This is a genomic window from Enterococcus sp. BWR-S5 (assembly GCF_016745255.1).
GTDB lineage: Bacteria > Bacillota > Bacilli > Lactobacillales > Enterococcaceae > Enterococcus_L.
The window spans coordinates 48,689-61,767 of the sequence record NZ_JADOEQ010000003.1 but is presented as its reverse complement, the minus strand read 5'-3'; the positions used below and the strand labels follow the sequence as shown (position 1 = coordinate 61,767).

Sequence of the window (13,079 nt, the reverse complement as noted above, 5' to 3'; positions counted from 1 at the left end):
CCGTGTTCCTCATTTCTTGTTTGATTTTCTCTTATCTATTCGTTTTCTAAAAAACTACTTTTAATCAATATACTTTGTCAAAAACTCTGAAACTCGTTGTTCATACATTTCGGGGTCTTTTTTATAGGCTTCCCCATGCTTCGCCTTTGCAACAACATACTTATCTTTAGGTACATCCGTCGCTTCATAGACTTCATCCAACATATAAAATGGGACAAAATCATCGGCATCACCATGGATGAACATCATCGGTGTTTTATTTTTTTTCAGCTGCTTAATCGCACTTGCCTCTCCAAAAAAGTAGCCTGCCCTTATCTTTGTAATACCGCTTGTGACATAAATAAGCGGAAATTCAGGTAAGTTAAACATATCCTTCAGCTGATACGCCAGCTCGTCTTTTGCTGAAGTATACCCACAATCTTCAACAATTGCTTTAACATTCTCCGGCAGGTTTTCGCCGCTGGTCATCATAACTGTCGCAGCACCCATACTAATACCAAATAACGTAATTTGCTCGTCTTGTCCGTTTGCATCAATCACCTTATCAATCCACTGAAGATAATCCTTGCGTTCAGGCCAACCGAAGCCAATATAGTTCCCTTCGCTTTCACCATGACCACGTGCATCCGGTACCAGAACGTTGTAGCCCCAATCATGATACATTTTGGCATACTTGCCCATAGTTTCCGCTGAGCCCATATAACCATGAGCCAAAATTGCGGTTTTATCCGTTTGACCTTCGGCAGCGATATAAATAGCCTGAAGCTTCAAGTCATCCTCAGAAGTCAACTGCCAAGTCTCTCGGTTTGCCTCGTCCTTAAACCAAGTTTCTTCCGGAGAAACGGTCACATCGGTTCCTGAAGTTCCCTCTTCAATAAATGATTTTTTTGACGGTACAACGGCATAATTGTAGAAATACATGCCTGCACCAAATAATATTACGGCTATAAGAAGTAAGACACCAATCATCACTTTTTTCCACATCTTCTTTCGTTTCAACCCCTATACTTTATTTAGTCACAGTTTATTCTTTCTTTGTGCGGTGAAAAATGATCCTCAAATAGCATCTCTATGTCCGCATAAGTGTTTCGCTCTTCTGAAAGCGCTAGTTTCTGAACATCTGCTCTTGAGAAAAAGCGCACATCGGAGGTTTCCAACCCTGAAGTCAGTTCTCCCTCGACAAACAGACAAGAAATAAAGAGCTTATATGTATATATTAACGCTGGCGGATAATCACGCTTCGCTTTGTCTCTAACAGCAATCAAGCGATCTCCCGTAACCTGAATTCCAGCTTCTTCAAATGTTTCCTTTTCTGCGATTTCCATAGGAGAATAACCAATATCAGCCCAACCGCCTGGTAAAGCCCAGCGAGCATCACTTTTTTCCTGAACTAGCAATAACCGATCTTGTTGATCAAAAATCACTGCCCGAATATCGACCTTTGGTGTCGCATAGCCATCATCTGCTGAAAGATAGACAGTCAATCGATCGTCTGGAATTGTTGGATACAGCAGCTTAGCTAATTGACCGGTGATTTGCTTCAGCTCATCGTACCGTTCCAAATCATAAGGGTCTTTTGCATATGTCTTACCTGTTTGAGCAATGCCTTGCAACTTAGCTATCAAAACAGCGAGCTCCTTCTCCATTATCACCACTCCATTCATGTCATCAGTATATTTTACCACTTGTCCTGAAAAAAGTCTTTTTTTCTCAAGCATAAGGCAGAAATCAACGAAAACAGCAAGAAAAACCGGCTGATCAGAAAGTTTGAACAGCCGGAAGCTTATGCACCTGCATAAGGATGAAAAAACCTTCACAGGACGTACATAAATTATTTATTTTCGATTAATTTGAAGCTTGACCATGGTCGTAAGAAGTCCAGAAGGAACAGCTCGTCTTCTGAAATTCGACCGACAACATTTACACGTCCGTCATTCTTCATTTCTTTTAGCGCAATTTGTGTTTCGCCTTTATATTGTCCATAGCCGACATTGTCAATTAATACATCACCTTTTACAATGTCACATGTATTGTGTGCAGGAAACTCTTTGTCTTTGTAATACACTCGTGTCATTGTTGAGCGGAGCATATACTCAGAGCGGTCACCACGATAGCTATGCAGGTTATCGAAAAGACATACGCGTTCGTTTTCTGTGATGCCTTCTTCTACATCTACTTTTAATGTTGGATAATCGGCATTAAACGCGTCAGCCATTGCTTTCAGCTCCTCTTCAGAAGCGTAGGCGTTACCAATCAGCACGTCATCAATCAAGCCGGTTAATACAAGGTGCTTCACTTGTGTTGCAATTTCCAAATCACGATGGTCTTCTAAAGAACAAAGACCGTCAGATGTTGGCCAAGGACCAAATTCGGCAGTTTGTGAATTAACAAAGGCCATAGTATTGATATTATATTTTCTGAATTTTTCAGAGCAGTAAACGAAATGATCGTAGCCTAACCCAGAGTAACGATGCGGATAGAAGTTATGAGAGCCTAAAAGGTTATTCGTATTTGGTGAATAACTCATAATATTATCTACATAGCTTGTTCCGGTACTCATGTTGATTTCTATCTTGATACCATAAGGGTTTCTTGTCATTTTTGCTTCTTCGCTACCAGTAAAGCCAATATCCAGACGGACACCATAAGCACCCATTTCATGGAAGAAGGATAAGTCGTCATAAGAAATGTCCAGCTGCGTGAATAATGCCGGGTTGATATCCACCATCACTTCCATGTCCAGGCTGTTTGCATAATCAACTACTTGCTTGAATTCTGCAAGAACCTTTTCTTTGTCGTCTTCAATTTGAAGTAAGCTTGTAAATACGCGTTTGTACCCGTACTTATGTGCTAAATCCAAATATGCCTTATCTTTTTCAAATGTTGAGCGTTCAGGATAAATAGAAATCCCTAATTTTCCCATTTGTGTTGCCTCCTAAGTTTTCGTCTTTATTGACAATCTAAGTCAAAATTTATTATAACAGAAGGCTGTAAAATGGTCTACACCTTTCATTTTTCAAAATTGTTAGAAATAGACTAGCAGTTGGTCAGATGTTTTGTTATCATAGACAAGGATGATTAAATCAAAGGAGCGTATTATTTATATGAAATTAAAAAAAATCGGAACCTCTATTTTTGCATTATCTGCTGCAGTAGTTTTACTTGCAGCTTGTGGAGATAATAGTTCTTCAAGCTCATCAAACACTACAAAACCTTCCACAGAGGAGTCTGTTGACCTGAATGCATTGGAGCTTCCTCAGTTAGAAGCTGAAGTGGCTGACAACGAAGATTTGATTGAGATGGTTACAACTGAGGGAAGCATTGAAATTAAACTGTTCCCTGAAATTGCACCAAAAACAGTAGAAAATTTTATTACACATGCAAAAGACGGCTATTATGATGGTCTTGCATTCCATCGTGTAATCAATAATTTCATGATTCAGGGCGGTGACCCCGAAGGAAATGGTACAGGCGGCGAAAGTATTTGGGGCGAACCCTTTGAAGATGAAATCAGCAATCAGCTGTATAACCTTCGCGGTGCGCTTTCAATGGCCAATGCCGGACCAGGTACGAATGGCAGCCAATTCTTTATCGTGCAGAACTCTGATGATGTATCTGACGGACTTTTGAAAAACGAATACCCAATGGCTATCATTGATGCTTATAAAAATGGCGGCACACCTCACTTAGACGGTGCACATACAGTCTTTGGGCAAGTTGTCAAAGGGATGGATATCGTAGATAAAATTGCAGAAGCAGAAACAGATGAAAACGATAAACCTAAAAAAGATATTAAGATTGAAAAAATTAATATCCTGCAGGAAGCGAAATAACACATAAAAAGTGCTCTAACAGTTGGTAATACGGCTGTTAGAGCACTTTATTTATGCTTAAGTCAGGGATAACTCTTCAACTACTGTTCTAAGCTCTGCGTCTTGTTGATAGATAGTCTCCAGCAAATCGGAAAGCTCCTCTACATCTACTAAACGTTTATCCTTTTCAACCGATTTCGCCAGCAAATCCTCAATTGCTTCATCTGCCATTTTTCCAGCTGCGATTGCTATTGCTGCATCATAAAAAGCCTGCTTTGTGATAGTCAGTCTAAATCCATTCATCACTAGAAATACATACGCTGTAACAAGACCTGTTCGTTTGTTTCCATTATAAAAGCAATGGTAGTTTGTAATCCCACGCCATAGAAACGCCGCCTTACTAGTTATCGTTGGGTAAACATCTACGCCAAACACGCTTTGCTCAACAGAAGCAGCAAGGCTTATCAAGCCCCCCTTATCTCTTACTCCGTACATGGAGGTCACTTGCGCTTCTGTCTTTTTTTGACAGAACTCATTAATCTTGATGAGTACTTCTTCATTCAATTGCTTCATTCCGATATCCTTTCATATACTTAATAAAAAAACGCTGTTAACCAGAACAATCAGATAGATTATTCACGGTTAACAGCCTCTATTCCTTCTCTTATAGAAAATGCTTCTGAATCGATTCTTCCAACGTTTCATTAATTTCTGCCGTTGTCATAATAATGGTTTCCGTAGCAAGTAAGGTTGCTATCCCAGCAGCTGTTATCCAAATTTTTTCATAGATATCTGCCAATACCTCGTTGGACACGCCTTGATATTTTCCAATTAGCTGCAACTTCTTTATTAATCCCTCATAAGACAAGTCTCGAAGCATATCCCCATACCCATGGGGGTCGATATACATATACATAAATAGCTTACGATCCTTCTTCGCAAATTCAATGATATTTAAGCCCATATCAATAACAGGATCTCCTGTAGGCTGTCTGTTATAGTATTCGTTTTCCAACTCATCATATATCAGTAATAGTAAAGAAACTTTCAAGTCTTCCATATTTTTGAATTCTAAATAAATTGGCTGTGTAGAAATTCCCATCTTGTCCGCGACATTTCTGGCGGTTATGCCGGAAAATCCTTCTTTCAAGATAATACTATAAGAAGCTTTCAAAATCTGATCTTTTGTGTACACTTTTCTTCTTACCATTCTTTGTCCTTTCCGGTGATGAAATACTCCATTTCCTGATGTTCGTTTATATTCATTTTACACTGTTCCATCGTTGCGGTTCTATCAATAATTGTGAAAATCATTAAAAAACATGATAATTTCACTGATTTTTATTGACCTTACACACTAATTATAGGTATATTAACAGTATATAGACGATAAAAGGGGGGATTTTTTGGAGATAAAAAACGAAAGTATCACACTACTTCACACTGAGAAGGAAAAGTTTCGAGAAAAGAACGGCGAGCTGTCTTACATACTTCTAATTTCTTATTCGATCTTATTGATTCTTATTGGGCTATTCAGCGGTCCTCTTTCTCAACTACTGACCGGAACATTCAATATACTGACCTCTCCCAGTCATTTGCTGACTGACTATATTCGATTGGGTTCTTTTAACAGCGCTTTCTTCAATAGCGGCGTATTGACGCTGGCGAGCGTTTTGCTGACTAAAAGACACAAGCTTTTAATTACCGGACCGGTAATCGCTGCTCTTTTTACCGTTTCCGGCTGCTCTTTTTTTGGGAAAAACCTCTATAATTCAATTCCCATCATAATTGGCGGCTATCTTTACTGCAGAATTACAAAAAAGCCTTTTTCTTCTGTCATTGTAGTTAGCTTATTCGGCAGTGCGCTCTCTCCGATTATTAGCTACATTACATTCGGCTTATCACTTCCATTAATTATCGCAATCCCGTTAAGTTACACGATTGGCATCTTTTTAGGTATGATTTTACCTCCACTGGCCTCTCATGTTCTAATTTTCCATCAAGGTTTTTCACTTTACAACATCGGGTTCACTTCCGGCTTAATTGCTATGCTGTTTACCAGCTGTTTAAGGATGTTTGACAAACAAGTGGAGACCCAGAACCTTGTATCTACAACAGCCCATGGAAAACTATTGATTTTTCTCCTATTTCTGTTTACACTAATGTTCGGTACAGGCTTTATTTTAAATCACTTTTCTTTCAAAGGATTAAAAGCAATCAGTAAAACCTCAGGGAAACTGGTGACGGATTTCATATCTATTACATCCGTTGGACCAACCTTGATGAACATGGCCATGATGGGTTATCTGCTCATCGCCTATGTCTTAATTAGTAAAGGAACGCTAAACGGACCGATTCTGGGTGCTATCCTCTCGGCTGTTGGCTTTAGTGCGTTTGGGAATCATCCGCTGAACAGCTTTCCGCTGTTAGTTGGCATTTTTCTTACAGCCAAGTTTTCTTCTGTCTTTCAGGTTGACCAGACGGTTGTTGTCATGACAGGTATCTTCGGTACCAGCTTGGCACCTATTGCGGGATTTTATGGGCCGGTTTATGGTGTGATTGCAGGATTTTTCCATATGGCTCTAGTCACAAATGTCAGTTTTCTGCATGGCGGCTTGAACCTCTATAATAATGGCTTCTCTACAGGATTTGTTGCAGCAATCATGGTGCCGCTGCTTGATAATATTTTTCAAATTAGAAAGGTGAAACAGAATGCAGGAAAGAGAAAAAGCAAAAAGAATTATTGACGAACTGCTGACCTACTTCTTTTCCAATGATATAGAAGATATTCGAATCGGTTTGGATTTTGTTGAAGAAGGATTTTATATTGAAATGCAGGGAAAAATCGATGAAGAACCCTCTGATGTTCTCCATTTACTGGAGCTTTTGAACACACCAAGGGACCCAAGTATTGAGTCTTATTATGATGAGCTGTTAGGAATCACCCATCATGAAGAAGAAGACTATCATCTGCTTGGATTGATGATCGATGAAGCTGAAATCACCTTTGATTCATCAATTTTTGATATTAAAGTGTTTAGAAAACGCTAAATGCTAAAAAATCCGGGAAGCATTATTCTGCTTTCCAGATTTTTTTTCTGTTGACTGAAAAAAACTATGCGTATACTGCCCTCGGACCACCTATCAGCTTTGGTCGCGAGGTCAAGAAGGTTGTATGTGCTGCACCAATCTCTTTGATGCTCGTTCTGACAGGGATTTGCACATGCTTTACATGCATACCGATTGATGTATCCCCTATATCTATTCCCCCCGCCGCCACAATATGCTCCACTACCACCGGATCAGAAAATGTCTGGAAAGCGGCTGTCGCAGCTGCACCTCCTGCTTGTAATGAAGGAATAACCGTCACGATTTCAAACCCAAAGCGTTCTGCAGCTTCACGTTCAATGACTAACGATCTGTTTATATGTTCACAGCCCTGAACCGCCAAAAAGAGTTTTTTCTCACTCAATAGCTCCTGCAACGTCTCAATCACCATTTCCCCTACAGACAGAGTAGAGTGACTGCCAATCCGTTGACCAATAATTTCACTGGTACTGCACCCTAGGACAAACACCGCTCCCTCCTGCAAACGATTTTGGCCAAAATAATCTATAAGCGCAGTGACCAGCTGTTGCCTATATGTATTGATTTCTTCCATCGTTTTCTCCTCCTTCACGCTTTCATTATCGCTGAATGGTATACAAAAAACCAGCAAAACAATTGTTTTGCCGGTTCAACATTCTTCTATTGTCCATCAAGGATATTCAAACGAACCTTTTTAGGTCCATCTGTACGAACACTGTAAACGATAGTACGAATGGCTTTCGCTACTCGACCTTGTTTCCCAATGACCCGTCCAATATCTTCCTGTGACACAGTCAAATTGTATTCTAGGAAGCTGTCAGACTCTTCGATTTCCAAAGAAACAGCCTCCGGATGACTAACTAACGGACGAACAATCGTCAATACTAACTCTTTTACATCAGTCATAATCAATCACCCTATTTCTTTACGAATTTAGCTTCATGATGTTTTTGCATCAAGCCTTCTTTTGAAAGGATGTTACGAACAGTATCAGAAGGTTGAGCACCTTTAGATAACCAGTTCAACACTAAATCTTCTTTTAAAACTACTTCCGCAGGATCTTTCAAAGGATTGTAAGTTCCTACAGTTTCGATGAAACGTCCATCACGAGGAGAACGTGAATCAGCTACTACAATACGGTAAAAAGGTTTCTTTTTAGAACCCATACGTTTTAAACGAATTTTAACTGCCATTTTTAATTACACCTCCATATAACTTAATCACAAATGCTAGTTTACCAGATTACTCACAGGCTGTAAAGAGTTTTTTCTTGACACCCTCTAAAAAAATGAACAAAGCATCCTCTTTTTATTAGCCGCTTGTATTATTAGCTCTTTTCAGCTAATAATCAATAATCGTCACACCTTTTGAAAACTCTTCCTTCAAATGCTGCAAGCGATACTCCTGAAAAGCTTCTCTATGTGTCTTTAATATGCCCCTAACCTTCATGGGATTGAACTGCTCCGCCAACCTCTGTGTCAAAATGAACTCGCGAGTAAGCTGCCATTCAAAATAGTAGCCAAAAGGATGACAGCTATAGATGGTTCCATTAATGATTTGATTTTCAAAGCGACGGTGTGTATGTCCAAAGACCACTTGTTGAATATTCGTATACTGATCCAACAGCTCGCCGGTTTTTGCAGCGCCCAAAAAAGCATTCAACTCGTTCCAACGCTTGTACTTGCCTTTTTGATAAACAATAAAGGACTGTTTTGGCACGAAATGTGTAGCAATAACTACTTGCTTGCTCTCTCTTGCCAGATTATCTAATACAAGCTTTAATCGATCAAGAATCTCCTGATTGATTACCGGATCAGACTCGCCACGATGAATGAAGCGGTCATACCAGTAGAGATTTTTCGCAGCAAGAATCTTTTTATTATCTGTTTCATCTGAAAAACTATAGTCGTACCAGCCATTGAAGGCCAGCAAAACCAGCTGATTGTTTAGCTCAAATGTCCGCTGATTCAAGAAAGAAGCGTCCGGATAACTTTCAATTTCTTCTGCTTTATCAAGACTCGGCATTTCATGATTGCCGAAATTATAAGTAACAGGTATATGGTGACTACGAATAAAATCAAGTGTTTCAAGCACACGTGGTACATGATTGGCGGTATCTCCCGCCAAATGAAGGTGTGTGACTTGTTTTTCTTTCAATACATCTATCAACAATAACAGCTCTTGTTCACTAAACTGATTAATATCAACATGTAAATCACTAATGATTGCTAACTTGCCCATAATTGATTCCTCCAAACTATAAGTATACCTTAAGTCAACAATAATGAAATGAAAAAGAACTGATTTATTAGAGCATTTCTTTCAACCAAAAATGAATCGAAATATCCTGACAACTATCATTGCCTGATACGAACGACTTGTGATATAGTAGTCCTACCTTGGCAGGGGCAACTTATTGCCTTAGCCGAACAAAAAAGAGCAAGCTCCACGCTTCACTCTTTTTTGTTCGGCTATTATTATTTACTCAAGTTATAGTAATCATACTGATTTCTAACATCAAACCCAATGCTTTGGTATAAATGATACGCTGGCTGGTTGTCTGTCTCAACTTCCAGATAGATGCTTTCAGGAGCACGCTCCAATATAAGCCCAATGGAGGCGGTAAGTACCTTTCTGCCAAGTCCTTTTCCACGTTGGCCTTCTTGAACAACAAAACCAAAGATTCCCCATTCGCCAGTCGTCTCTTCCAGTCGAATACAAGCCAACAGCTGTTCATTCTCTTTATAGACATAGGTATTGGCTAAATCTTCTTCAATCGGACGACCGCCCAATAATTGCTCAAGCTTCGGCAAATCAACTGAGCTTGGAGAAACCAGCTCAATAGCTGTTGCTTCTGTTCCTTCTACCCAATCCATATTTAGCAGCATATAGTACTCAGAAAATTGTTTCTCAATACCCATTTCCCTAAATTGATCAGCTGAAGTCTCATCTGCTTCATCAGCGATTAGTACCACGCTTGTCACCTTATGCTCATCTGCATAGCGATGTATCTCAGTCAGCATTGTAGACAAATCCGTTTTGCTATCGAACAAAATAAGTGTCAACTCAAGCTCAGATGGGTCAAAACTTGTTGCCCAGCCATATCCTGCAAGCTCGCCGTCTTTCCAATAAAGCAAATGCTTGGCATACCCTTTTTCTCCATCGGTAAAGCCTAAATCCAGCTTATAATTCATCGATAGCTTTGCTTCATTTTCCTTTTTCAGTGTAAGAATTTGTTTCTTTTCTTCATCTGTTAATACTTTTTTCCAATCAAATTTTTTCAAACGCTACTCCCCTTTTTCTTTTTAATACGCGACACCCTTTTAAAAATGTGTCCGCATTCATCGGTCAGTTTCCTTGATTATACTCGAACAAACTGAGGAATACAATGCCGAATGAATAGCGTATTTCTTGCATTTATTTTGCTTGAAGCCTATGATGGAGATAGAATATCAAGCAGAATGGAGGAAATAGTTATGACAAAAAAAATTGGCTTCTTTGTCGGTAGTTTAAGAAAGGATTCTTATAATAAAAAGGTGGCTAAAGCACTGGCTGAGCTATTACCGGAAAATTACGAAGCTGTGTTTGTCGATTTAGCTCCTTTAGAAATATATAATCAGGATTTGGATGATGAAGGAACACCTACTGCGGCTTGGACAGCTTTTAGAGAACAGGTAAAGGCTCTGGATGCCGTTGCATTCTTTACGCCTGAATATAACCGTTCCGTTCCAGCAGTATTGAAAAATGCTTTAGATGTCGGCTCTCGTCCATATGGACAAAGTGTCTGGGATAAGAAGCCGGGACTAGTCGTCAGTGTTTCTCCAGGTGCTATCAGCGGCTTCGGTGCAAATCATCATTTAAGGCAATCTCTGGTTTTCCTGAATGTTCCTACATTACAACAGCCGGAAGCCTATATCGGTAATATTGCAAACTTAATTGACGAAAATGGCGGAATTGTTGAAGGAACACGCAACTTCCTTCAAGTCATCGTTGATGCCTTCATCAAATTTGCGGAAGCAAACTATCAATAGTAACCAAAAACTCGACAGCCAATTACTTGGCCGTCGAGTTTTTTTATTTAAGCAGTATCTTTTGATAAAAGTTTTTTATAAAGCAGATCAATCCCTAATGCCCCAATTGGTGCTGTTGTTAGTATCGAGATAACGGCAATTGTCAAAATCATTTCTCCATTATTGATACCTAGCGCCAACGGAATTCCTCCTATGGCTGCTTGTACGGTAGCTTTAGGAAGGTAACTGATTGTACAAAAGATTCTTTCTTTTGTTGTCAAATTGGTCCCCATGACTGCCAGAAAAACACCCAGCATCCTCACACCTGAAACAAACAAAATCAAGACGAAAGGCTTCCAGCCCGCTGAATAAGCAAATGCTATATTCACACTCGCTCCAACAAGAACGAATAAAAATATTTCTGCTGCCAACCATAGTTTATTAAACTTAACCGCCAACCTTTGAGCAACCGGCTTTCGGAATCGATACAGCATCAAACTTAGGCTCATTACACTCAACATTCCCGAAAAAGCGAATGAACCCGCCAGCACATCCTCCAGCCCCATCAAAAGAAAGCAAAGACTCAACATAATCAATACCTTTATAGAATCTCTCATATGGTACATTGAAAACAGCTTGGCTAACAGCCAGCCGACAACAGCCCCAACCAAAAGACCCGAAATAATTGAGCTTGGAATTTGAAGCAAGGTACTTGCTGTAAAATCTGATCCTTGATTCATTCCTAGAAATGCACTAAAGAGAACCAGCACAAACACATCATCGACAGATGCTCCTGCCAAGATAATCTGAGGAATATGCTTTTCTCGACCATAGCCCTCCTGAATCAGCTTTAGCATCCTTGGAACCACAACAGCCGGCGACACCGCTGCAACGATACTTCCTAACAGCAAGGCTTCGGAAATAGAAAAGCTAAAAAGCACCGGTGCCAAAAGAACAGTCGCCCCAATTTCCGCAACCGCCGGTACAAAACACATCAGCAACGCCGGTCGACCAACCTTCTTTAACTCGTTAATATCCAAGGACAAGCCGGCACGAGTCAGAATCACGATTAATGCCAACTCCCTAAAATCTGCCGAAAGTGCCAGAAACTCCGAAGACAACACATTCAAAACAGATGGTCCTAAAAGAATTCCTGTTAAAAGATAGCCAACAAGTGAAGGCAGATGCAGCCGCTTCATCACCTGCCCTAAGAACAAACCTAAAAGAATAAGAACAGCAACACTAATTAACATAAAAATACCTCCAAAAAAAGATGACTTCTACACACCAAATAAATGGTGGTAGAAGTCATCAGCAGAATAATTGCGGTTTTGACATACTATGTCTAGGGAGAACTTCATTCCCTATTACTCATTTATTATTACTAAAAAGAACAGAAAAGTCAACCATTAATCTACCTCTGACTGTTACTAAACGACTACCCTTCTTCAAAAAATATGCCTCTTATCGCCAGCCGCAGCCTTTACATGGCACTTACCCCGCCTTATAATTTCAGCGCATCACATCAATAAAGAAAAACGAACCTATGCTCATCCGCCTAGCTGCTTGTATCGGAAGCATTCTATCTCATGATCATTGATAATCCCGATGGCCTGCAGGTAAGCATGAATAATTGTACTGCCAACGAACTTAAAGCCGCGCTTCTTCATATCTTTACTAATCGTATCGGACAGCTCACTGGTCGGAGCCATCGCTTCATTTTTATGCCTGTGTGTATGAACTATCTGATGATCGGTAAACTGCCATAAATAATCTGAAAAGCTGCCACATTCGACTTGAACTTTTTGTATAACCTGTGCGTTATGAATAGCTGCTTCAATTTTGCGGCGATTACGAATGATTCCCGCATTTTGCAGCAGCTCTTGAATTTTCTCTTCGTCATAACCAGCAACCACTTCAAGCTCAAACTGGTCAAAGGCCAAATCAAACGCAGCCGATTTATTCAAGATGGTTTGCCAGCTAAGGCCCGCTTGATTAATATCTAAAACCAGCTTGCGAAATAACAGCCGATCCTCATAAATCGGTACACCCCATACCTCATCATGGTAGCTCTCCATATTTTCACTTGTTTTTGCCCATTCACATTTTTCCATTTCCAGACCTCCTCATTTAACATTTGCTTTATCTCCTAATCGTCTATCTACTCTGC

General features: G+C 39.9%; 16 protein-coding genes and 1 riboswitch. Of the genes, 4 read left to right on the top strand and 12 right to left on the bottom strand.

The features are described 5' to 3' along the window. Positions 1–60: 60 nt before the first annotated feature. The 3 genes from IW510_RS05030 to IW510_RS05020 all read right to left on the bottom strand — a co-directional run bounded on the left by IW510_RS05030 (position 61) and on the right by IW510_RS05020 (position 2,923). Positions 61–984, bottom strand: coding sequence for an alpha/beta hydrolase (locus IW510_RS05030; RefSeq protein WP_202057916.1), 924 nt, complete (start codon positions 982–984; stop codon positions 61–63). 29 nt (positions 985–1,013) lie between these two features. Then, positions 1,014–1,646 (bottom strand): NUDIX hydrolase N-terminal domain-containing protein, encoded by a 633-nt coding sequence (locus tag IW510_RS05025; RefSeq protein ID WP_202057535.1) that lies wholly within the window; start codon positions 1,644–1,646, stop codon positions 1,014–1,016. A gap of 185 nt (positions 1,647–1,831) precedes the next feature. Next, entirely contained in the window at positions 1,832–2,923 is a 1,092-nt protein-coding gene (locus tag IW510_RS05020; RefSeq protein WP_202057534.1) for a DUF871 domain-containing protein, read from the bottom strand. Positions 2,924–3,104: 181 nt separating this feature from the next. Between IW510_RS05020 and IW510_RS05015 the strand changes: the two genes are divergently transcribed. Next, positions 3,105–3,833 (top strand): peptidylprolyl isomerase, encoded by a 729-nt coding sequence (locus IW510_RS05015; protein ID WP_202057533.1) that lies wholly within the window; start codon positions 3,105–3,107, stop codon positions 3,831–3,833. Between the two features lie 57 nt (positions 3,834–3,890). On the opposite strand, the gene IW510_RS05010 is transcribed toward IW510_RS05015, so the two are convergent. After that, positions 3,891–4,385, bottom strand: a complete 495-nt coding sequence (locus tag IW510_RS05010) for a type II toxin-antitoxin system death-on-curing family toxin (protein WP_202057531.1) — start codon at positions 4,383–4,385, stop codon at positions 3,891–3,893. Positions 4,386–4,476: 91 nt separating this feature from the next. Continuing rightward, on the bottom strand, positions 4,477–5,022 hold the full coding sequence (locus IW510_RS05005) for a TetR/AcrR family transcriptional regulator (protein ID WP_202057529.1): 546 nt from the start codon (positions 5,020–5,022) through the stop codon (positions 4,477–4,479). A gap of 202 nt (positions 5,023–5,224) precedes the next feature. Here IW510_RS05005 and IW510_RS05000 point away from each other — a divergent pair, with 202 nt between their 5' ends. Together IW510_RS05000 and IW510_RS04995 are read left to right on the top strand one after the other, a co-directional pair. Further along, positions 5,225–6,559, top strand: a complete 1,335-nt coding sequence (locus IW510_RS05000) for a DUF1576 domain-containing protein (protein WP_202057914.1) — start codon at positions 5,225–5,227, stop codon at positions 6,557–6,559. Beyond that, positions 6,525–6,863 carry a hypothetical protein gene (locus IW510_RS04995; protein ID WP_202057528.1) on the top strand — a complete coding sequence of 113 codons (339 nt, stop codon included), beginning with the start codon at positions 6,525–6,527 and terminating at the stop codon, positions 6,861–6,863. The genes IW510_RS05000 and IW510_RS04995 overlap by 35 nt, the downstream gene beginning before the upstream one ends. A gap of 64 nt (positions 6,864–6,927) precedes the next feature. Here the strand turns inward: IW510_RS04995 and IW510_RS04990 are convergent, their stop codons facing one another. The 5 genes from IW510_RS04990 to IW510_RS04970 form a co-directional block, all read right to left on the bottom strand. Next, positions 6,928–7,473, bottom strand: coding sequence for a TIGR01440 family protein (locus IW510_RS04990; protein ID WP_202057526.1), 546 nt, complete (start codon positions 7,471–7,473; stop codon positions 6,928–6,930). A gap of 86 nt (positions 7,474–7,559) precedes the next feature. Next, positions 7,560–7,805: a KH domain-containing protein gene (locus tag IW510_RS04985; protein ID WP_202057524.1), complete on the bottom strand. Its 246-nt coding sequence runs from the start codon at positions 7,803–7,805 to the stop codon at positions 7,560–7,562. Positions 7,806–7,816: 11 nt separating this feature from the next. After that, on the bottom strand, positions 7,817–8,092 hold the full coding sequence (gene rpsP, locus IW510_RS04980) for a 30S ribosomal protein S16 (RefSeq protein ID WP_202057522.1): 276 nt from the start codon (positions 8,090–8,092) through the stop codon (positions 7,817–7,819). Between the two features lie 148 nt (positions 8,093–8,240). Further along, positions 8,241–9,140 carry a metallophosphoesterase gene (locus IW510_RS04975; protein WP_202057521.1) on the bottom strand — a complete coding sequence of 300 codons (900 nt, stop codon included), beginning with the start codon at positions 9,138–9,140 and terminating at the stop codon, positions 8,241–8,243. A 236-nt stretch (positions 9,141–9,376) separates the two neighbouring features. Continuing rightward, positions 9,377–10,183 carry a GNAT family N-acetyltransferase gene (locus IW510_RS04970; RefSeq protein ID WP_202057520.1) on the bottom strand — a complete coding sequence of 269 codons (807 nt, stop codon included), beginning with the start codon at positions 10,181–10,183 and terminating at the stop codon, positions 9,377–9,379. Between the two features lie 192 nt (positions 10,184–10,375). Between IW510_RS04970 and IW510_RS04965 the strand changes: the two genes are divergently transcribed. Next, positions 10,376–10,930, top strand: coding sequence for an NADPH-dependent FMN reductase (locus IW510_RS04965; protein WP_202057518.1), 555 nt, complete (start codon positions 10,376–10,378; stop codon positions 10,928–10,930). 47 nt (positions 10,931–10,977) lie between these two features. Here IW510_RS04965 and IW510_RS04960 read toward each other — a convergent pair whose 3' ends face one another. Both IW510_RS04960 and IW510_RS04955 read right to left on the bottom strand, forming a co-directional pair. Next, entirely contained in the window at positions 10,978–12,162 is a 1,185-nt protein-coding gene (locus tag IW510_RS04960; protein WP_202057517.1) for a cation:proton antiporter, read from the bottom strand. A gap of 42 nt (positions 12,163–12,204) precedes the next feature. After that, positions 12,205–12,283: riboswitch (Fluoride riboswitch) on the bottom strand. A 176-nt stretch (positions 12,284–12,459) separates the two neighbouring features. Continuing rightward, complete coding sequence (locus IW510_RS04955) at positions 12,460–13,023, bottom strand: DNA-3-methyladenine glycosylase I (protein ID WP_202057515.1); 564 nt, start codon at positions 13,021–13,023, stop codon at positions 12,460–12,462. Between the last annotated feature and the right edge of the window lie 56 nt (positions 13,024–13,079).